17 protein-coding genes are annotated in these 21,018 nt (G+C 64.4%); 7 read left to right on the forward strand and 10 right to left on the reverse strand.

Features of this window, described 5'->3' with window-relative positions:
* Positions 1-88 precede the first annotated feature (88 nt).
* The gene (locus AX721_RS06345; protein ID WP_068875172.1) at positions 89-583 is read left to right on the forward strand and encodes a TonB-dependent receptor domain-containing protein; all 495 of its coding nucleotides are present in this window, start codon (positions 89-91) and stop codon (positions 581-583) included.
* 36 nt (positions 584-619) lie between these two features.
* On the forward strand, positions 620-1,672 hold the full coding sequence (locus AX721_RS06350) for a PepSY domain-containing protein (RefSeq protein WP_068875173.1): 1,053 nt from the start codon (positions 620-622) through the stop codon (positions 1,670-1,672).
* 360 nt (positions 1,673-2,032) lie between these two features.
* Here AX721_RS06350 and AX721_RS06355 read toward each other — a convergent pair whose 3' ends face one another.
* The 5 genes from AX721_RS06355 to AX721_RS06375 all read right to left on the reverse strand — a co-directional run bounded on the left by AX721_RS06355 (position 2,033) and on the right by AX721_RS06375 (position 7,561).
* Positions 2,033-4,159, reverse strand: a complete 2,127-nt coding sequence (locus tag AX721_RS06355; protein WP_068875174.1) for a TonB-dependent receptor domain-containing protein — start codon at positions 4,157-4,159, stop codon at positions 2,033-2,035.
* Between the two features lie 427 nt (positions 4,160-4,586).
* Positions 4,587-4,904, reverse strand: coding sequence for a helix-turn-helix domain-containing protein (locus AX721_RS06360; protein WP_068875175.1), 318 nt, complete (start codon positions 4,902-4,904; stop codon positions 4,587-4,589).
* On the reverse strand, positions 4,901-5,272 hold the full coding sequence (locus tag AX721_RS06365) for a type II toxin-antitoxin system RelE/ParE family toxin (RefSeq protein WP_068875176.1): 372 nt from the start codon (positions 5,270-5,272) through the stop codon (positions 4,901-4,903). Before AX721_RS06365 ends, AX721_RS06360 begins: the two co-directional genes overlap by 4 nt.
* An 88-nt stretch (positions 5,273-5,360) precedes the next feature.
* Positions 5,361-6,326 carry a site-specific integrase gene (locus tag AX721_RS06370; protein WP_156467040.1) on the reverse strand — a complete coding sequence of 322 codons (966 nt, stop codon included), beginning with the start codon at positions 6,324-6,326 and terminating at the stop codon, positions 5,361-5,363.
* Between the two features lie 659 nt (positions 6,327-6,985).
* Positions 6,986-7,561, reverse strand: coding sequence for a hypothetical protein (locus AX721_RS06375; protein WP_068875178.1), 576 nt, complete (start codon positions 7,559-7,561; stop codon positions 6,986-6,988).
* Between the two features lie 258 nt (positions 7,562-7,819).
* Here AX721_RS06375 and AX721_RS06380 point away from each other — a divergent pair, with 258 nt between their 5' ends.
* The 4 genes from AX721_RS06380 (at position 7,820) to AX721_RS06395 (ending at position 12,344) form a co-directional block, all read left to right on the forward strand.
* A complete protein-coding gene (locus tag AX721_RS06380; RefSeq protein WP_343056202.1) occupies positions 7,820-9,007 on the forward strand; it encodes a DNA cytosine methyltransferase in 1,188 nt (395 codons plus the stop codon).
* Positions 9,004-9,864, forward strand: a complete 861-nt coding sequence (locus tag AX721_RS06385) for a hypothetical protein (RefSeq protein ID WP_068875179.1) — start codon at positions 9,004-9,006, stop codon at positions 9,862-9,864. Before AX721_RS06380 ends, AX721_RS06385 begins: the two co-directional genes overlap by 4 nt.
* Positions 9,865-9,898: 34 nt before the next feature.
* The gene (locus AX721_RS06390; RefSeq protein ID WP_231733227.1) at positions 9,899-10,591 is read left to right on the forward strand and encodes a GIY-YIG nuclease family protein; all 693 of its coding nucleotides are present in this window, start codon (positions 9,899-9,901) and stop codon (positions 10,589-10,591) included.
* A gap of 394 nt (positions 10,592-10,985) precedes the next feature.
* On the forward strand, positions 10,986-12,344 hold the full coding sequence (locus AX721_RS06395; protein ID WP_068875181.1) for a sorbosone dehydrogenase family protein: 1,359 nt from the start codon (positions 10,986-10,988) through the stop codon (positions 12,342-12,344).
* A 144-nt stretch (positions 12,345-12,488) separates the two neighbouring features.
* Here AX721_RS06395 and AX721_RS06400 read toward each other — a convergent pair whose 3' ends face one another.
* From AX721_RS06400 to AX721_RS06420, 5 genes are all read right to left on the reverse strand, one after another.
* A complete protein-coding gene (locus tag AX721_RS06400; RefSeq protein WP_068875182.1) occupies positions 12,489-14,669 on the reverse strand; it encodes a TonB-dependent siderophore receptor in 2,181 nt (726 codons plus the stop codon).
* A 152-nt stretch (positions 14,670-14,821) separates the two neighbouring features.
* Positions 14,822-15,943: a heparan-alpha-glucosaminide N-acetyltransferase domain-containing protein gene (locus AX721_RS06405; protein ID WP_068879147.1), complete on the reverse strand. Its 1,122-nt coding sequence runs from the start codon at positions 15,941-15,943 to the stop codon at positions 14,822-14,824.
* 445 nt (positions 15,944-16,388) lie between these two features.
* Complete coding sequence (locus AX721_RS06410) at positions 16,389-16,856, reverse strand: DUF305 domain-containing protein (protein WP_231733228.1); 468 nt, start codon at positions 16,854-16,856, stop codon at positions 16,389-16,391.
* 253 nt (positions 16,857-17,109) lie between these two features.
* Complete coding sequence (locus AX721_RS06415) at positions 17,110-17,601, reverse strand: isoprenylcysteine carboxyl methyltransferase family protein (protein WP_068875184.1); 492 nt, start codon at positions 17,599-17,601, stop codon at positions 17,110-17,112.
* On the reverse strand, positions 17,598-18,671 hold the full coding sequence (locus AX721_RS06420; RefSeq protein ID WP_197422485.1) for a type III polyketide synthase: 1,074 nt from the start codon (positions 18,669-18,671) through the stop codon (positions 17,598-17,600). The genes AX721_RS06415 and AX721_RS06420 overlap by 4 nt, the downstream gene beginning before the upstream one ends.
* A gap of 244 nt (positions 18,672-18,915) precedes the next feature.
* Here AX721_RS06420 and AX721_RS06425 point away from each other — a divergent pair, with 244 nt between their 5' ends.
* Positions 18,916-21,015 (forward strand): TonB-dependent receptor, encoded by a 2,100-nt coding sequence (locus AX721_RS06425; RefSeq protein ID WP_082765407.1) that lies wholly within the window; start codon positions 18,916-18,918, stop codon positions 21,013-21,015.
* The last annotated feature ends 3 nt before the right edge of the window (positions 21,016-21,018 follow it).

A 21,018-nucleotide genomic window follows, 5' to 3' on the forward strand; every position in this document is an offset into this window, starting at 1 on the left:
GCCTGCCGCGCTGAGCGTCTACCGTATTTCTGCGGCCCGATAATGCACTGAGGCCTGGTCCGCTTCGAAGCTGGGATCGCGGATCCAGGTGATCGGCGGCGCCGGGGTCGTCACGCGGGAGAAGACGCGCATCGAAGGCTTGGAGATCGCAGGGAGCTACAGCTGGCCGACCGGCGCGAAGGTCGGCGCGGCTTATGCGATGCTCAAGGGACGCTACGACAGCAATGGCGATGGCCGCACCGACAGGGACCTTGACGGCCGCAACATCGCGCCCGACCGACTGAACGCCTACGTCCAGGCGCCTTTGAGTGACCGCCTTACGGGTCGCTTGCAGGCCTCCTATCTGATGGACCGCCAGTTCGATGGCGGCCTGCCGCAGCACGATTTCGACGGCTACGTCCTAGTGGACGCCATCGCCACCTTTGATGCAGGTGACGCTGGCCGCCTCACCCTGGCGGTATCGAACCTGCTCGACGAATTCTACATGACCTACTTCTCGCAAACGGCCACCTTCGTCACGAACACCGACTACGTGGCAGGCCGCGGGCGCGCGACAACGCTCCGCTGGCAGAAGGACTTCTGATGCCAGTCGGCGCCCAGCAGTACAGATGCATACCCGATGAGCTTGCTGCGTAAGGCGCATGCCTGGTGCGGGCTGATCCTCTGCATCCTTCTGGCGCCGATCGTGCTCAGTGGCTCGGTCCTGGTGTTCAAGCCGCAGTGGATCAGGGCCACGGTGCCGGAAGCCCGAGTGCTGGCTGAGCCGACGGCGCCCGAAGCTGCGGCGACGATGCGGACGGCGATGGGCCTGGGCGAAGTTCGCCGGGTGATGTTCGCGAACGAAGAGCTTGGCGTCCACCACGTGACGTTCGCAAACGGCCGCTCAGCCTATCTCGGCTTCCGCGAGCCCACGCTCGTGAGCGAGTGGGCCAAGAACGGCCGGGTTGTCGATTTCCTTTTCGACCTGCACCATCATTACCTTTCGGGAGAGACGGGCACGAGAGTGGTCGGGGTGGTGGGACTAGCCACCTTGGCCATGGTAATCACAGGGCTCATAGTGTGGCTGCCGGCGGCGCGAAGCTTCCAGGCTCGCGTCTTCCCGAACCGTAGCGGCAGGGCCGGGTGGCTGGCGGCGCACCGCGACCTCGGCGTCCTCAGCGCGCCTCTTGTGGTGGTGCTGGTTTTGACGGGGACTTCACTCGCGCTCGGCGACTGGACAATCGCCGTTCTCCGGTTGCCCAAGGCGCAGGTTCCAGAGTCCGGCGCAGGCGCGGTCGACTGGGAGAGGGCGCTCGCCGCGGCGCAAGCCCGGTTCCCTTCCGCGCAGCTGAGGATCGCCACCCTACCGGACAAGCCGAAGGCGCCGGCGACGATCAGGCTGCGCCAGCCGCAGGAATGGCACGCCAACGGCAGAACCATCGTCTACATCGATCCCGCGACCAGCGAGGTGCTCGCGGTGGAAGATCCCCTGAAATCGCCACTGCGCGCCCAGGTTTATGCGGCGGCATGGCCGATCCACGCATCCAAGGTGGGCGGCCTCGGTTGGCAGATTCTCAGCGTCATAACTGGAGTGAGCCTCTTCGCGCTTTCGCTGTACGGGGCCGAAGCTTATCGGAGAAGCATCTTCAGGCGGTCGCCCAGCAAACAGTCGCGACCTAGAAGTAGAGTTTGAGAGCCGATTTCCACGCGCTCCAGGCGGGGCGCGTCAGTATTCGCCTGAATGCGACTGACATGCGGCGCTATAGCGGGTTGAGTTATGCGAATCGTTGGATTTCCAAATCAGCCGAAGTCTGATCCAAGCTTCCTGCTAGGACGGGAGGCAGGCAGCGATGCCCCGACCTATTCGATGGATCTTCGAGACCGCACGCTGGCGGACATGAGTCGCGCGATGTGAATCTGCGGGCCACACTGTCACGTCAGGATCCAAATCGGGTGCAGATCGAGCACGCCGAAAACGCACGATCGGACGCTCCAGCGCCGCCCCCGTATTGCGTTCAGACGCCGAAACAAGGGTTTGCGCGGGTATTCACAATCAGAACGCCAGCTCCAGCCCGGCGATGAAGGTGCGCGGCTCGTTGACGAGCACGCCCCGCGCCCGGTCGACGATGAAGGTCTTGTCGGCCAGGTTTCGGACCGCAGCGGTCAGCTTGACCGGGGTGTTCGGCACGCGCCAGGCGGCCGCGAGGTTCAATTGCCAGGCGTCGTCGATCCGGCCCCGCTGGCCGTCGGCCGAGGGCGCGATCGTGTTGAGGTCGTCGGCGAACATGGCGCCGGTATAGACGCCCTCGATCTCGGCCTGGACCTGACCGGTGTCGAAGCCGAACGCCATGCGGCCGACCCACTTGGGCGCATAGGGCAGGCGGTTGCCGCCGACCGGCACGTTGGTGAAGCCGGTGATGCTGGAGAACCGCCGGCCGCGGAACTCGGCCGTCTCCACCCAGGTGAAGGTCCCCTCGGCGTAGAAGTCGATCTGCGTGCCCATGGCGGCCTTGGACGAGAAGCTCGCCGCGCCCTCGATCCCCTGGTGACGGGTCTCGCCGGCGCTGGTCACGGTGCTGCCCACGCCGCCGGCGACCGAGGCCGGGATGATCTGGTTGTCGAAATCCATGCGGAAGGCGGTCAGCTCGCCGCGCACGCCCGGGACCGGCTCGACGCGTGCGCCCAGTTCCCAGTTGATGCTGCGCTCGGCCTCCAGCTCCACCGAGCCGCCCGTGTTGGTGACCACGTCCTCGACCCGCGGCGGCGAGAAGCCGCGGTGCACCCCGGCGAACAGCGTCCAGCGCGGATCGGGCGACCAGGAGACGCCGAGACCGGGGATCCACTCGCTCAGATCCTGCTCGCCGCGCTGGCGGGCCATCTTGTTGGACCGCGAATAGTCGATCTGCTCGAAGCGGACGCCGGGGGTGACGGCCAGGGCGCCGAAATCGAAGGTGTTCTGTACGAAGCCGGAAAGGGCCCGCGCCTCCCGGACATTGTGCTCGCGCAGGCCCGCATTCACCGAGGTCCCCGCCGAGCGCGAGGTCGGGCGGTCGCCGTTGAGCTGGAAGCGCTCCTGGTTCTCGGCGTGGGCGCGAACGCCTGCTGTCAGGGTTCCGCCGATCCCGCCGGCGGACCAGCCGGCGGTCAGGCGGGTCTCGGCGCCGAACATGTAGTACTGCCTAAGGCGCCCCTCGTTGCCGCAGGTGGTGTCGACATTGGCCATGCCGCCGCAGGCCGGGTCGCTGGAGTCCGCCGGCCGCTGGGTCGAGTTGGATGACTGGCGCCACCAGTCCCGCTCGAAGGTCGCGACATAGAGCGCCGTGGTCAGCTGGACCTTCGGCGCGATCTGCCAGCCGTGGGACAGGGTCGCGCCGTAGCGCCAGAGGGTGAAGGCGTCGTTCCGGAACGGATTTCCGCGCGGATCGGCCAGGTACTCGGCCTGGGTGAGGCCCGAATAGCTGACCTTGCTGTCCTCGTGGTAGCCGCTGAGCTTGAGGGTCAACTCCTGGGTCTCGGTGAGGCTGAGCACGCCCTTCAGGAACAGGTCGGCGTAGTTCAGGTCCTGGTTCTTGCGCACGCCCGCGCTGCGGCTGGCGGCGAAGCCTCCGAACAAGCCGAGCCGGCCGAAGGTGTCGCCGCCTTGCAGCACCACCTCACGGGTCTTGTTGTCGCCAACGCGCACGATCAGGCGGCCGGAGGAGTCGGCGGGCGGGCGGGGGGTGACATAGTTGATGACGCCGCCGACCGTATGCGGGCCGTAGATGATCTGGCCCGAACCCTTCAGCACCTCCACGCTGCTGAAGCGCTCCAGCGGCGGATGATAGTAGGTCGCGTTGTCCCCATAGGGCGCATAGGTGAGGGGGACGCCGTCCTCGAGCAGCAGCACTTCGGTCGAGCGGGTGGGGTTGAGGCCGCGAAAGCCGATGTTGGGCCGCAGGCCCAGCCCTTCCTCCGAGCGGATATAGAGGCCGGGGACTCGCCGCAGCACGTCATTGATGCTCAGCGGTTGCGAACGCTCGAACTCGGCGGCTGGCACGACGGTGGCTGCGCCGGGAATCTCCGCCGATGGCGCGGCGCCGATCACCACCAGTTCCGAAAGCGGGGCCCCTTCGTCGGCACGGGCGGAGGCGCCAAGCGCCAGGGCGAGACCGGAGACGGCGAGGAAAAGCTGCGAACGCAATAGGGCCCCCAGTTGCGATTAAGTTGCAGGCGCATTGATCTGAATTGCAGCGAGATTGCAAGTCATTTGCAGGGCGTACCTTGGGGGCGTAACGGGTCGGGCCATGTGCAGGCTGTTCTACAGGCAAGTCCCGCTTGGCCGCCGCGTCACTCTCCGACGTGATGTCCCAATGTCGGGTTTTGGACGCTCGCCCACCCAATAACAGCCATACAGCTTAGGCACAGGCTGCGTGGGGATTGGCGTCTCGCAGGCGCGCTCCGGGTGGTCGGCCAGATCGAGAGAAAATAGTGCTTGATCCTCGCCCCAAGGGCCGCCGGATCGATCCGCTCTCGTCAAGCGTCTGGCGCGTCAATCAAAAAGAGGGTATATCTGTCTCGCTCTATGTTGCTGATATTGCTCGACAATTTCCGATAAGATATATTGTCTGTTAAGCGAATTCCCGAACTCTAATCTCTCCCGGCCCATCATGACGACGGCCGATCGAAATCTCGATGTCGTGGCCGAGCGCCTGCAGGCACTCTTCGAGTTTGGCCTGGCTGATGTCGTCCAGCTTGCCGCGGGTGATCAAAGACAGCTTAGGCTGCGCGATTGGCAAAAGGGCGGCCGCTTCACGCTGGCTCAAGCCCATCTCGGCAATTGAACGGGCGAGGCGCTGCGCAAGCTTCGCCTTGACGATGAACCCTCGGTCAAGATCAAGTTGGTCCAGAACGCTTTGACCGGCTTGGGTCCTATATCCGCTCATCATGATCCTCGCTTCTTCAGTTTCGCTTTTTCCGACTCGATCTTCTTCACCTCGGCGAGGCGCGCTTCAATGGTTTCCTTATCGCGGCTCGGTAGCGAGCGACCTTTTGTCGATTTCTTCTTGAAGCAATGCAGCACATAAACGACGTCCTCGAAGTGCGCTGTGTAGACTGCACGGTAGGTGTCTCCGTCGTCGTCCTCTAAAATTTCGACCAGGGCCGGCTTAAAGCCCGAAAGTGTCTTGGCATCCTCATAGGGTAGGTTGTTCTGGGCGAGACCGAGGGCGAAGCCAAAGGTCTGGCGGACCTTGGCCGGCATTTCCAAGAGGTCTTTGTAGGTGCTGCCGCGCCAATCGATCTCCCGTTCATCCATCGCCGATCACAGATCCACAACGCAGGTGTGATACCGGAAATGGTATCGGCGCGCAAGGGTTCCAATATGAACGCTGCAGGCCGCCGGCTCAAAGGCCAAGCTTACCCGCCGGCGCCGTTTTGGAAAGCTTGGCGCGGCGCACGTAGCTCCGCATGGTCGTCAGGCTGCGATGCCGCGTATGGCCCATGATCTCCTCGTCCGGCACGCCGTTGCGATAGGCCGTGGTGACGAAACCCGCCCGGAGCCCATGCGGGCTGACCGGTTCCGCCAGGGTGCCTTTGATGCCCGCTTGGGCGGCCCGCCGCAGCAGGATCTGCCGCACAGCGTCTTCGCTGAGGCGACGCGCTTCGACTCGGCCGCCCTTGTTAACCTTTCGGAACACCGGGCCGGTTTTGATCGCGGCGACTTCGAGCCAACGTCGTAGCGCCCGGATCGGGCAGGTGGCCTCGTGGCGACCGTAGACGATCATGATCTCGACGCCTTCGCCTTCCTTGTCAGTCTTGGACTTCACGAGCAGCAGCTTCACGCCGCCGTCCGACCAGGCCAGGTGTTCGACATCGAGGGCGACCAGTTCAGAGCGCCGGAGCGCCCCGGAGAAGCAGACCAGGAGCAACGCACGATCCCGGTCGCCGGCGAGGCCGGGTTCGCAGATCCCGCTGAACCTCTTCAGCTCGCTCGTGGTCAGCGCCGCCGACCGCCGACCGCGGCTGCCGTGGGTGCGGCCGATGCCGCGCAGCGTCTCGCGGATCGCCGGGTGTTTTGTGTCGAGCGGATGGCCAGCGACGCCCGACGCCCGGGCTATGGCGGCCACCCGCCGGCGCAGGGTCTGCATGGCGTAGCCTTCGCCCGCCGCCGCCAGATAGGCGCCGACCACCTCGGGCGTCGCCGGCAGCGCCGTCATGGCGTGGCGCGCGCACCAGGCTTCGTAGTTCTTCATGTCGGAGGCGTAGGCGCGCAAGGTCGCCGGCGCGTCGGCCGCGTCCTGATAGGCTTGCGCCTTGGCTATCGCCATGGCGGCGCGGGCTGTTGGCGGCTTCGTCGTTGAGGCGTCCACCAGGGCTCCAGAGAGCGGATTACACGCGATAATGATCCTTCTCGCGCGTTATTTTTCTCTTAGTCGATAGCTGGTTTCGGCATTGATGCGCCAGCTGACATTCCGTTACTCCCGCACATCCAACATGGCCTGTGCCTAGTGGCTCGGTCGATCTTCAACGCCACCGATCTCAATCCTGACCGCAGCGACTTCAACCACCTGTTCAAGGACAACAAGCGCTTCCTGGCGGATTGCGCAGCTTTACCTATCGTCCTAGGCGCGCTAACGCGCCGGATCTCCACGGTCCGAGCCCCAAGAATAACTTCCAGGTGGCGATCACGGATTGGATCGGCGCAAGTGCCAGCCAAATCCGCAGCACACGTGACGGCTTGGTCCAAGCCGCTGAGGCCCAACTAGACCTTGATGTCGATTCCGTCCGTCCATTTGGTGTTGTGGGACGTCTCGCCGCTGGCGTGGCTCGTCTCGGGTTTCACCGCCGGCTCGGCCGGCTACTGGGGCCGGTCCGCCTGAGCCAGGACCGCGGAGCTCCCGGGCTGGTGGCGGAGACGTTCATCCTCACCGTCAAACGGCTTCTGCGCACGTGTGTATACACCGTTTTGCAAGGTCACCGGCCTACGCGCAGGTGAAAGCTCCTGGGACTTGCCGCGACCGTCGCTACATCACCTCGCGCCTCGATCTCGTTGCAGAGCGACCTCAGCGAACCGATGAAGGTCGTGATCCGTTCGCCCGTAGAGTCGCGCAATCCCCCCTTCCACAACATCGAGACCGACCTCGGCCGCCTCGGCGATCGCCATAACCTCCGGGGCCGCCTCGCGTGGAAGGAAGAAGGCGACGTGCGGAAATATGGCCGTATGGTGCCCCCCAAAGCCGCCCGCATTGCAGCTGCTGACGGTCGTCGCCCCCAACGCCGACAGCGCCAGGGTCGCGCCGATCACGCCAATATCGAGACCCCAAAGATCCTCCTCCGGCAGGAAAGCGTCCTCCCGCTCGTGCTCATAGAGTTCAGCCTCCTCGTTGAGCCCAGCGCTCGCCGCGAACCGCTGGAAGAGCGCCGCCTCTTGGGCCAGCGCATCGGCAACCTGGTCCCAGCTGGCCCCGCGCATATCCCGGTATTGCTGGTTGCCCTGCAGCCCGTCGTCTTCGCCGGCGTCAGCCTCCTCGTCGGAGAGAACCGCCAGCGCATCAAGGTCGAGTTCGCGAACGATGGCCACGGAGTAGATGCGCGATCCGGTCATCCTCGCCTTCCCTCGTGGTCCTTGCCCCGCCGCCTGAAAAGAACAAAATGGAAACTACGCTCGACGGGGCGCCTATGTGGCGCCACTCTGGCGCCATGCTACTTGATTCGAAAACGGCGACGGTCCGCACCCTAGACCGGATCAATCTGCGGCTCCCGGGCGAAACCTTCGACGCCATTGATGCGGCCCGAGGCGCTCGTCCGGGGAACATCTCGCGTAACACTTGGATAACCGAAGCGGTCAAAGAGAAATTGGCCCGTGATCGCGCAGAGAACGGCCAAGGAAAAGGCGGCGCGGGCGATGCCTAGCTTCTACGAATTCTTCGCGGGCGGCGGTATGGCCCGGGCCGGCCTTGGCAAGCGCTGGACCTGCCTATTCGCCAACGACTTCGACACGAAGAAGGGCCTGACCTACCAGTTGAACTATCCCACCGGGGACGTGCTCAGGATTGACGACGTCCGGAAGATCAAGGCGGCTGAACTGCCCGGACACGCCGATCTGATCTGGGGCTCTTTTCCGTGCCAGGATCTGTCGCTGGCCGGCGGCGGCGCCGGCTTGAAGGGCGAACGCTCGGGCACCTTCTATCCCTTCTGGGAGATCGTGAAGGGATTGGTCGCCGACGGGCGCGCTCCGAAGCTCATCGCCTTGGAAAACGTCCTCGGGACCCTGACCTCGCACAGCGGCCGCGATTTCGAGGCGATCTGCAAGACCTTCGCCGACGCCGGCTATCGCTATGGCGCGCTGGTCATCAACGCCGCCCTGTTCGTACCGCAGTCGCGGCCGCGGCTGTTCATCATCGGCGTCCGCGACGACGTCGAAGTCGACCCAGCCCTGCTTTCGCCAGAGCCCATCGCGCCGTTCCACACCGCCGCCCTGCAGCGCGCCTTCGAACGCGTCAGCAAAACGGCCCAGAAGAAGATGGTTTGGTGGAACATTCCCGCGCCAGCGAGACGCAACGCCACCTTCGCCGACTTTATCGAAGAGAACCCGACCAGCGTCAGCTGGCACACGGACGCCGAGCGGGATCTGCTGATCGGCAAGATGTCGCCAGTCAACAAGGCCAAGCTGGAAGCCGCTAAGCGCGCCGGCCGACGTATGGTGGGCTGCGTCTACAAGCGCACACGGCTGGATGAGCGTGGGGTGAAGGTGCAGCGTGCGGAAGTCCGGTTCGACGATGTCGCCGGCTGCCTGCGGACGCCGGCCGGCGGCTCTAGTCGCCAGGTGATCGTCGTGGTCGACGGCAAGAAGGTGCGCAGCCGGCTGATCTCCGCCCGTGAGACCGCCCGCTTGATGGGATTGGACGAGAGCTACAAGCTGCCGAAGAACTACAACGAGGCCTATCACCTGACCGGCGACGGTGTGGCCGTGCATGTGGTTCGACACCTGGCGGAACAGCTCTTCGAGCCCCTCCTCGGCGTCGATGACGCGGCGAAGGCGGCCGCGTGACGGTCATCCCCTGCGAGCAGGATCCGCGGCTCCGTGCCGAGATCGAACGCTTTGCGGAGGTCCTGAAAACCCAAGCGCATCAGCTGGGCGACCACGGGCTGGACGAAACCAGCTTCTACAGCTCCCCGATCTTTCGCGGCGCCATCGAGAAGGTACGCGGTGAATTCTCCGCGACCATGCGGGGCAAGCGCGAGTTCGTGCAGCACGTCCTCAACCACATGGAAGACGGCGGCTTCATCGCTGGATGGGACCGGACCCAGGGCAAGGCGCGCAACGACTATTACGTCCGATTGCATAGTGGCCGCCTGGCCGTCATCGACCTGAAGGGCTGCCTCGACGGCGAGAACACCAACAAGTTCGAACGCCCCGCAGACGCCGACGAGTTCATCACCTGGAGCCTCTGCACAAACTCCGGCGCAGACCCTCGCCGGAACGCCTGGTCCGGCATCCACACACGGCTGAGCGCCGAAATGATCAGCCGCAACAAGCGCGTCGATGGCGTGGTGATCTGGGACATGATCTGCGGCACGCTTGGGCGACCCTGTCCTAAGCTTGCGGCGCTGGACGGCGCCGTTCGTCGGACCGCCGTCGGCCCGTTCCTCACCCCACCGCCTTGCATCTACGTCTTCCCGGCCGCCATCCCATCGCGCGCCCATCCGCAGTCGACCGCCCAGACTTTGCAACAGGTGGAGCTGTTGGCCGCCTTCCACGCGGCCTTCGGCGAACGCGACGAGGAGGTCAACTACGTGGACTTCGAGGTCGGCGAGCAGGCCGATGAACTCTTCCGGCGCACAGTGATCCGCCGCGCCGGCGTCGTACAGCACGCGTCCGACATGACGGCCATCCAGCGTGTCTGATTCGGGGCCCCTCTTCGGGCGCAATCCCGACGCGGTGAATTTCCCACCGTTCGAGACCGAGGACCTGCGGGAGAACCTGACGCGCTTCCTCAACACGCCGTTTGAGCAGCCCGACGGGCAGGCCGCGCCGGTCGGCAACTTCCGTTGGGGCGTCTACGCCTTCTTCGACTACGACGGCGAGCCGATCTACGTCGGCCAGACTAACGAGCGACTGCGCACGCGTATCCGGCGCCACCTCACCAATCAGCGGACCGACGCCGTGGCCATGTCGGTGCTCGATCCCTTCGAAGTCTTCGAGATCGAGGTTTGGCCCCTTCCCCAGTTTCAGGGTTCGAATCGAGCCGACAATGCCGCCCGCCAGCACCTCGACGCGCTGGAGCGCCTCATTACGGAGCGGGCTGTCGACGGCTCTCAATTCAAGGCGATTCTCAACGAGAAGGACCCACCACCGGGCGCCCTCGCCGTCGAGGCCCCGCCTTCGTTTCGCGGGCGGATTGTCTCCGAGCGCGTCTTCGAACTTCGCTCTCATCCGGACTTCCGCATTTCCCGACGCGCGCTGATCATTTCGCGGCTTGCCCAGGTGATCTCCGAGCGAAAGGTCCAGGGCGGTTTGCGGCGGGTTCTGCTGACCCAGGCCAAACGCCTGCAGTGGCTCTCAGCCCGGCGCTACGAGGCCTTGGGCGGCGCCGCATCGGTGGCTGCGGAAGCGGAAGGCGAAGAGGTATAAGGCTCGTCGCGTCGCGGCCAGGGTGGCCGAAGAACGGCCTGACGCCGTGCTTACAGATTACATGATGCCTGTGATGGACAGCGCCGCATTGATCACGACCGTGGCCAGCGACTCAAAGTTTAACCACACATCCTCATCGCGGTGATGAGTTCGGCTTCCTAAGCCACCTTCAGGAGCGATGTCCTGCCATCCCAATCAGTGCCCAAGCCGTTCAAGACTTGCGCCGTGCCCGAGATTGGGCGCGATGGCGGTCCTTGGCCGAAGGTTGCTGGCAATCATCCGGACCTAGGGCTAGGGCTTAGTCCACGCGTCTTTCTAGAGTAGATTTCGCGAGCGGCGCCGCGACACGCAACATCAGCGCCCCCGGATCAGTTTGATCGATAGAGGAGCGCTCATGTCTCGCGCGGCCACAATCGTCATCACAAGTGTTGCGGCGTTGTCGCTCTGCGCCTGTACCACGCCGGGCTCTAGTGATCCCTTCGTCGGATTCGGGCCCAATCCGCTGCTATCGGCGCCGCAAAGGAGTCTCCTGCCGTCGGTCGGCGTGCCCAGCGTCGTGGGCTGGCCGGCGGGCGCGAGCCCTCGGGCTCCGGCCGGCTTCACGGTCACCCGCTTTGCCAGCGACCTCGAGCATCCCCGCTGGCTGCTCGTGCTGCCCAACGGAGATGTGTTGGTGGCCGAGTCCGCCGGTGAGCCGTCGAAGGCGAACAAGATGCAGCGCGGCATTCGCGGCTTCGTCCAGAAGATGCTGATGAAAAAGATGAAGGCGGCGGTCCCCAGTCCTAACAAGCTCGTCCTGCTTCGCGATCAGGACGGAGATGGCGCTGCGGAGAGCCGCACGGTGTTCGCGCAGGGGCTCCGCAGTCCGTTCGGCATGACGCTCGTCGGCGAGGTGCTCTACGTCGCCAACAACGATGGCGTGGTTCGGTTCGCCTATAGCTCGGGCCAGACCGCAGCGGCGGGGCCGGCGGAGCGGGTGTTCGATCTGCCCGGCCCGCCGATCAATCACCATTGGACCAAGAACGTCGTGGTGAGCCCAGATGGGTCCAAGCTTTACGCGACGGTTGGCTCCAACTCCAATATTGGCGACAACGGCATGGAGAACGAAGTCGGCCGCGCGGCCATCTGGGAGTATGATATCGCCTCGGCCAAAATCCGCACCTTCGCGTCCGGGCTCCGCAACCCCAATGGGATCGACTTCGAGCCCAGTACGGGGACGATGTGGACCGTCGTCAACGAGCGCGATGAGATCGGCAACGACCTGCCGCCCGACTATCTCACCAGCGTGAGACAGGGCGGCTTCTATGGCTGGCCCTACAGCTACTGGGGCCAGCACGTCGATCCGCGTGTGCGTCCGCCGCGGCCGGATCTCGTGGAGAGCGCCATCGTCCCCGATTACGGGCTCGGTCCGCACACGGCGTCTCTGGGCCTGGTCTTCTACAGAGGCGGGACCTATCCGCCGTCCTACCGAGGCGGCGCTTTCGTCACGCAGCACGGATCCTGGAACCGCCAGCCGCTCAATGGCTATAGGGTGGTGTTCATCCCCTTCGTCGCAGGGCGGCCCCAGGCGCCGCAGCTGTTCCTAACCGGCTTTCTCAACGCCGAAAGCAAGATCCAGGGCAGGCCGGTCGGGGTGGTTGTCGACAAGCGTGGGGCCCTCCTCGTCGCCGACGATGTCGGCGGCGTCATATGGCGTGTGACCGCAGCCGCTCAACCGGCGCTACATCAGTCCGGCCTAAGCAGCGACGGTTGAACTGGAGCGGAGATCGAACACTGAGGCTCGCAGATCAAATTAGAGCAGCTGGACGGACGGGCCCTACGCGTCGTAGGATTCCGCGCGCACCTGCTGTCAGGCCCCGGACCCGTCGCACATCGGCTGGAACCTATAAGAGTGAAACTAGAAGCGCGCCGTCAGCCCCACTTTCACCGCTGTCGGCGAGCCGGGGGTGATATTGTTGTTGCTGTTGGCGTAGACGAAGTACCGCTTGTCGAGCAGATTCTCGACGTTCACCTGGGCCGTGATTCGGTCGGTGACGTCATAGAACGCCGCCGCATCTAGACGCGTGAATCCGGGCATCACCACCACATTGTCCGTCGAGGCGTATCGCTTGCCCTGGTAGATCGCGCCGAGTGCGACGCCCAGTTTCGGCGTCACCTCGTACCGGCTCCAGAGTGAGGCGCTGGACTTGGGCACGTTCGGCAGCTTGTTGCCGGCTCGGACCGTCCCAGACACGTTGTCCAAGAACTCTCCATTGGAGAGGGTGTAAGCCGCGACGAAGCTCAGCTGCTCAGTCAATTCGCCCGCCGCGCTCAGCTCCATGCCTCGCGTGCGCTGCTTGCCGATCGGCACGGTAGGCGACGCCGCATTGTTGGGATCGGAGAGCGCCAGCACGTTGTCGCGGTCCAGCTGGAAGACCGCCGCCGTCACGTTGAATGACGGGTTGATGTCCCACTTCGCGCCGAGCTCGTAGTTCTGGAACGTCTCGGGATCTAGGTTCTGATTGCTGATCGACAGGCTGGTGAGCTGGTCGCCGCCACGCGGCTGGTAGGTCTTTGAATAGCCGGCATAGATCGATGCGTTCTCCACCGGCTTCCAGATCACCCCCACTCGCGGGGACCAGAGGGTGTCGGTCACATCGAACTGCCGCTGCTGCCCGGCCGGGAAGCCAACCACGCGCCGGTCCGTCACGCGCGTGCGGAAGTCCTCGTAGCGAACGCCCAGCACCAGTTTGAGGGCCCCGGTCAGGCCGATCTGGTCCTGCACGTACCCGGCCTTGACCGTCGCGACGCCCTTGTTGTCGCCGCTCGACGCAGTCTGCGTCCACGTCAAGGGAAGCCGGACGTTAGAGGCAGAGATCGGCACGGTGACAGAGGCGGCGTTGCCGGCGAAGCGTCCCTCGAAGCGACGGTTGTCAGTGATTTGACGGCCATATTCCGCACCGACCAGCAGCAGGTGTTCGATCGCGCCTGTGTTGAAGGTCAGGTTCAGGTCGGTCTGGTTGATGAAATTCTTGCGCGCGGTGGCGTTGTTGTAGGCCGAGAGCGAGACGGTGGTCTGGGCGGCGTTCACGTCGCCCGGGAAGACGTTCTGATAGAACTTGTCGTAGTTCGCCCAGCGCGTCCGGTTCCGGATCGACACGTTGTCGCTGAAAGTGTGCTCGATGAAGAGGTTGGCGGCGTCCGTGTCGGTCCAAGTGGGGCTGTTGGCCGGGTCGCCGAAGAATTGGCCGCGCGGGGTCTTCAGCGGCTTCGCCACCGCCATCCCGGCCCCGCGGACCTGAGCCGGCACGCCCCGGTCCGCGATGCGGTCGTCTTCGAAGTGCTCATAACCGATCTGCACGTTGGTGGCATCGCCGATCCGGAACGATGCCGTCGGGTTCACGCCCCAGCGCTCATTTTCGACGCCGTCGCGGTAGCTGCCGCTGTCCTGATAGACGCCGGTGATGCGCAACGCCACACGGTCATTCACGGGAAGGCCCACGTCGCCGCTGATTCGCTTGTGATCGTAACTGCCCGCCTCGAAGTGGAGCTCGCCGACGGGCTGCCAGCTGGCGACCTTCGTCACGCGGTTGACGACACCGCCGATTCCTCCTCGTCCGAAGATCATCGCGTTGGGCCCACGGAAGATCTCCAGTCGTTCGATGTTGTAGAGGTCGCGATAGGTCTGGACGTCATCGCGCACGCCATCGACGAAGAAGTCGCCCGTGGTGGCATTGCCGCGGAACACCAGCGTTTCCCGGTTGCCCTCCCCTTGCGCTGAGAAGACGCCCGGAACGTATCGGATGGCCTCGCCGATACTGCCTGCCGCCTGGTCGTTGATCTGCTTGATTGAGACCACCGTAACCGCCTGCGGAACGTCGATCAGTGCGGTGTCCGTCCGCATCCCCGTGGTGCTTCCTGTCACCTTGTAGCTCGCCTTGGACTCCTGCTCGCGGGCTTGAGCAGTCACCGTGACGCCGCTGAGGGTATTTGCGTCAGGGGCCGCGTCGGCCTGCGCCACGCCTGTCCAACAGACGGCCGACGTCGCCGCCAGCAAAGCCACACGCCGACAGCGCCGCCCCTTAACCACTTCACTCATAGCCGAATCCCTCGCGCTCACTGCGACTGCGACTAGTTCTCAATCGCATGATGCGGGCCCAGTCAAGCGGGAACGTCACTCCACGGCCAGGGCGTACGGCTGATGGTTGCGAGAACTGCGCCCCCGCAGGCGCGCGGGTGCGGGTCCAGATGTCAGATCCGCACGATGATGCCTCGCCGTCGCAGGTAAGCCGCCACGCTCCACGTGAAGCCCACCAAGCCAACGAAGGACAATACAACCGCGAGGAGGGTCTCAGCGCTGGAGCGGGGGCCGGCCAAAAGCAGACGCGCCGCGGCCGCGGTCATAGCGGTAAGCATGAGCGAATGGAGGATATAGGCAGTGATGGCGTTCAGCCCGAAGGCCTCAAGAAACGCCGTCGTCGGACCGCCCCGGCGATAAACATCGACCACCCAGTAGATCAAAGCGAACACGAAGAGGGTCACGCCCGTCGTCAGCAGCACGAAGCTGCTCGACCAGAGCGGCTTTGAGATCGGAAGCAACGGCGACCAGAGCAGCCCTAAGGCGACGCTCACCAGACCTGCCGCCGCCAGCCCCGCCGCGATGTTCAAGGCGGTGTGGCCGGTACGGAGCCAGCGCCCGGCCTGAACCCCGAGAAGACACTGGGCGATCGCCGGCAACGTCCCGAGGATGCCCTCCGGATCATAACCTGCCTCGCCCCTAACATAGATGTGGCGACCCAATACGAAGCGATCGAACCACGAGACAAAGTTCGTTCCAGGCGAATTAAGGTCAGGCGGCTGACCGGTTGGCGTTGGGGCGAGCAGCAGCAGCCAGTAACCCACCAGCACCGCGAGCACGATCCGAGCCTGCAGCCGCGGGGACGTGTACGCCACGAGCAATGCGACAGAGATCTGTACGAGCGCCAGCCGCTGAAGCACGCCCAGGAGGCGAAAGGCCTCCCCATCCGGGCTGACGATCCAGTGGAGGTTCGACAGCAGCCAACCCGCAGCAAACAAGCGGATGGCCCTGAACCAAGCACCGGCGGTGATCGGGGACACGGCGGATGTCGGGCTCCGTAGAGCGAACGACATTCCCATCAGAAACACGAACGCGGGAAAGACGAGATCGGCGAGCGTGATGCCCACCCATTCGGCATGCAGGAGCTGTCTTGGAACCGGACCGAGACGAAGATAATCGACGATGGTGGCCCAGTTGACCACGATCATGCCGACTACGGCCAAGCCTCGGGCCGCGTCAAGCGACCGCAGCCGCCCCGGCGTAGAGCTCCATGATTTCGACGGCTCGGACATCATTTAGGGAATACGCGCCGCCGGACGCTTAGCCCTTTCGCTACAGGTCGCCGCCCCGAGAGGACCTCGCATGGGCTCGGTATTTCCATCGGTCGCGGCGGCGCGCGGCGCGGTCAACGGTCAACGGTCAGATGGACGAATTCGAACGCCCTCGGCCATTAGAACGAGTTCTTGGGTAGCCCCTGGAGGAGGGCATTAGGAACCCGTGGACCAATCTGAGTCTTTAACTCCAGGGCGCCGCTCGCCAGCGGTTCCCACGTGCGGCCGCGCAGACGCCTTGACGTTCGCGGCCGGCGCGGGCGCGTTCGCGTAGCGGCATGCGGATAATCGTCGCTTAGCTTCGGCACGAGCAAGGCGAGCGGCCTGGCCGTCATCGCGTGTCGAATCACGTCTGCGGCGAGGCGTCCCAGGAGTCGGCGGCCAGACAGGTGCCGCGGAGAGGGCCGGGCTAGAGGCGCTTCAAAATGGCCTTCATCTGGGCGATCTCACGTTTCTGCGATTCTATGATCCCGTTCGGGCCGAAGCAGAGTTCGCGGATTTCCGCATCCTTGATCGGGGCCTGGCCGCACATCAAAATCGCTCCGGAATGGTGGGGTATCATCGATCGAACGAACTGCCGGTCGCCGACAAACCCTTGGGCGCGAATTCCTGCCAACGAAAGAACGAATACGGCGGCAAAGACGACGTATAGGCCAACATTGAGTTTGGTGTTGCGATACATCGACTTCATCGTCAGCAGCATCACTGCGGCCATCGGCGCCCACATCACCAGCGCCATGTAGAAGAAGTTGATGTTCTGGACGAACTCGCCCCAGCTCGAGATCATCGCGAACATTGCAATATACATGATGACGAGGCTCAAGGCGAGATTGAGCGCGAGCATCATATAGTGATGCTGCATCATCTGGCGATCCATTGATCCTTCGATCTTATGTTCTGTCCGCACGTCCCTCTCCTATCGCGCTCAAATTCTAGATTGTGGCTTCGCCGTAGATGCGCGGCTACAACGCGGCAGTATCGGAAGAGTTCAATCACAAGGCCCAGCTTTAGACTCCACACGCGCACGTGGTGGCAAAGGGATCGTCGGAGGAGTTGCGATCGCAGGCTCTAATCGATCGCGATCGGCTGCACGCCGATGAGGTCGACAACAAGCGGCGATCGCAGGCAGCCTATGTCAGCCTGGCCAGTGCGCGGTTCTCAGCACCTATGCGCACCCAAAGCATGGCGGCGTTCAAGGCGGAGAATATCAGGGCGTAGGTCGGCAAGCCGAAGGCGATCGGCAGCACCGCAATCTCGGCGACAACGACGGCATAGTTCGGGTGGGACAGGACGCGATAGGGTCCGCGCCTCACCAGGGGTGCGCCGGGAAGTACAATGATCCGGGTGGTCCAGCGATCTCCCAGCGTTGCGATGACCCAGATCCGCAACAGTTGCAGGAGCAAGAAGAGGCTCAGCCAAAGCGGCGCGACCGGCCGGTCCCAGGCCATGATCCAAAGACCGATCAGCCAGGCGGCGTGCAAGGACACCACGATAGGATAGTGCCCAGACCCCATCTCGACGCCGCCTTTGGCCAGGAGCCTTGCGGAGTTCCGGCGGGCAAGGAGAAGCTCGGCGATCCGTTGCAGGGTCACGAGGGCCAGGACCGTGACGGACAGGGTCACGCCGCGCGATCCAGGGTGACAGTGCTCGCGGTGAAGCCTGGTCCCAACGCCGTGAGAACCGAGCGCGGCGGCATGCCAGAGCGCCGAACGCGGTCGAGGACGAACAGCGCGGTCGGGGCGGACATATTGCCATGGTCAGCCAATACCTCGCGTTCTCGATCCAGGCCGCCCTGCGGGATCGACAGCGAAAGCTCCAGCGCCTCGATCACTTTCACGCCGCCGGGATGGCAGATGAACCGGTCTATGTCCTCGACCTCTAGATTCTGGCCGCCCAACATCGACGCCATGGCTGGCTGCAGATTGGTTTTGGCGAATGGCGGGATCGCGCGTGCGAAGATCACCCCGAGGCCCGTCGGCTCGACCCGCCACCCCATGACATCGAGCGTGGCGGGCCAGGTATGCTCGGCGATCCCAGTCACCTGGGCGAAACCGCCCTCCCCGGCCCGGACCACGCAGGCTGCAGCGCCATCGCCGAACAGCGCCGTGGCCACGATGTCGGCCTTGCTGAGGTTGTCCAGCCGGAACGCAAGGGAACAAAGCTCGACGGTGACGAAGAGGACGATGGCGCCTGGAGTCGCCGCCGCGAGTTTGGCGGCCAGAGCAAGACCGGTCGCGCCGCCGGCGCAGCCGAGACCAAAGACCGGCACACGGGCGGCGTCGGGTCGGAATTTCATGCGCTCCATCGCGCGCGCCTCCAGACTGGGCGTCGCGATCCCCGTAGACGACACCGTGACGATGACGTCGACGTCGGGGCCGGCGAGCCCCGCCTCGGCCAGCGCCGCGGAGGCCGCCTGCACGAACAGGTCCGTCGCGCCATCGAGGTAAGCTTCGGTGCGTTCGGGCCAGCCCCGGGGCTCGAAGTACCATTCGATCGGCCGGATCACCTGCCGGGTACGAACGCCGGCCGAGGTGAAGACCGGAGCCATACGCTCGAACTGCGGAAACTTATCGGAAAACAGGTCTCGCGCCGCCTGCTCCACTTGCGCTTGCGCCAGCACGTTAGGCGGGGACGCCGTTGCGAGCGACAAGAGGGCCACGGGAGGCGGCATGAACTGTGGAATCCTGCGCATGACGTCGTCCGACCTCGACGACGGATTAGGCAAACAGATCGCAGCTCGCAGGGTTCCCGAAGTGACCGATGATCGCAGACACCGTCTTCGCAAATCGACGCCGGAGGACCGCGCAAGCAAGCCGTTGCGTAGGCCCAGATTGGAGGATGGCTCGGCGTTCGTACTCGGTATGGCAACTTTGTTGTGTGGTTCTGAGGGGGAGAAGCACGGTTGTACGTATATCCCTTAGATATGGGGAGGTTTCATGCGTTCCAATCGTTTTGCACTTCGCGGCGCGTCCGCGATGTTCACAGTGCTCGCCCTGGCGCCCGCGCCCGGGTTCGCTCAGTCCACCGCTCCTGAAGCTCTGGAAGAGGTGGTCGTCACAGCAGAGAAGCGCGAGACAAATCTGCAGGACACGCCGGTCGCCGTCACGGCGGTCACCGGCGAGACCCTTCGCGCGCTCGGGGTCTCCACCCTTGAGGATCTGCAGGTCTTTACGCCGGGTGTCACCATCACCAACGACTCGATGGCGATCGTGAACATCCGAGGCATCGGCACCTCGGCCTTCGGTGTCGCCACCGACCCGAGTTCGACGGTCCACTACGACGGCGTCTATATTCCGAGGCCGACCACTAGTTACCAGGACATGTTCGACGTGGAGCGCATCGAACTGCTCCGTGGTCCCCAGGGCGTTCTGTTCGGACGCAACTCCGCCGGCGGCACGCTGAACATCACCTCGCGGGCGCCCACGTCTGAGTTGGAAGGGATACTCAGCGCGACGGTAGGCAACTACGATCGACGGACATTCTCCGGCTCCGTGTCCGGGCCGCTTGGCGAGCGCATCCGCGGCCGCCTGACCGTCCTCAAGAACGATCGCGACGGCATCTACGACAATCCGAAGACAGGCGAAAAATACCAGGACATCGACCGTTTCGCCGCGCGCGCCACGCTCGCAATCGACCTCGCCGAAAACTTCGATCTGACGCTGCGCGCCGACTATGGCCGCGACCGCGAGACGGGCTATCCGTCCATTCGCCAAAGCTACCCGGCGGACTTCGCGCGGGCCGGCGCGACCATCCCGCGCGGCGAGGACGAGCTGATCCTCGACACGCGACCGCGCAACAATGTGGAGAACGGTGGCGTCTCGGCGACCGCCACGTATGTCACGGCGCCCGTCACCCTGAAGTCGATCACTGCCTATCGCGGCAGCACGGTCGACCAGGTTCTCGACGTAGATGCGACGGATCTCTTCCTCCGCAACATCACCCTCTATGAACGCTCGCGCTCCTTCACGCAGGAGCTGCAGCTTAGCAACAACGAGCCTGAGCGCCTGGAATGGATCGTCGGCGCCTTCTACCTGCGCGAAAAGGCCCGCGACCAGCTGCAGATCCTGGAGCCCGCCCGCGCCCTCGGCCTGCCCGAAAGCAACGTCACCAATGCGCTGGCGGCCTACGGCCAAGCCACGTTCCGGCTGACCGATCGGCTCCGGCTCACCGGCGGCGCCCGCTACAGCTACGAGGAAAAGGATTTCGCCTACCGCGTCCTTTCCGGAGGGACCGATGTGGGCGGTGAAGCGGCCAAGGCGTCCTGGCGCGCATGGACCCCGAAGGTTGGGATTCAGTACGACGTCAGCGAAGACGTGATGGCCTACGCCTCGATCACGCGCGGCTTCAAGTCGGGAGGCTTCCAACTCGGGGACGGCCGGCCGTTCCGGCCGGAGTACATCTGGAGCTACGAGGGCGGGGTGAAGTCCATGTTCTGGGACCGCCGCGTCCGGGCCAATCTCAGCGTCTTCTACTACGACTACACGGACCTGCAGGTGGTTGAGTACATCAACGGCGTGGCCACCACCACCAACGCCGGCAAGGCCACCCTGAAGGGCGGCGAACTGGAGGTCACGGTGAGGCCCGTCCGCGGCCTCGACCTGAACGCGACGGCGGCCTATCTCGACGCCGAGTACGACCGCTTCTTCGACAATGGGGTTAGTCTGGCCGGGAACACCCTGCCGAATGCCCCGCGGTGGAACTTCACAGGGGCCGCACAGTACCGGTGGGAGTTCGTTGACGGCCACAGCCTGACCCTGCGGGGCGACATCGCCTGGCGCGATCGCGTCCAATTCAAGCCGAACAACCTGCGCCAGTTCTCGGGCGAGCCGTACACGCTGCTGAACGCCCGAGCGACCTTTGCGACGGCCGGCGATGTCTGGGAGGTGGCCGTGTTCGGCCGCAACCTCACTGACGAGCGGTACGCGACCTACAAGACCGTCGGGACCGACGCCACCGGAGTCTCGAACCCGGCCCTGCCGCTCGCCGTCTATGGAGAGCCGCGGCAATATGGTGTGCAGCTCGTGCGCCGGTTCTAGGCT

It is taken from the genome of Phenylobacterium sp. CCH9-H3 (genome assembly GCF_001557235.1).
Lineage (GTDB): Bacteria > Pseudomonadota > Alphaproteobacteria > Caulobacterales > Caulobacteraceae > Phenylobacterium.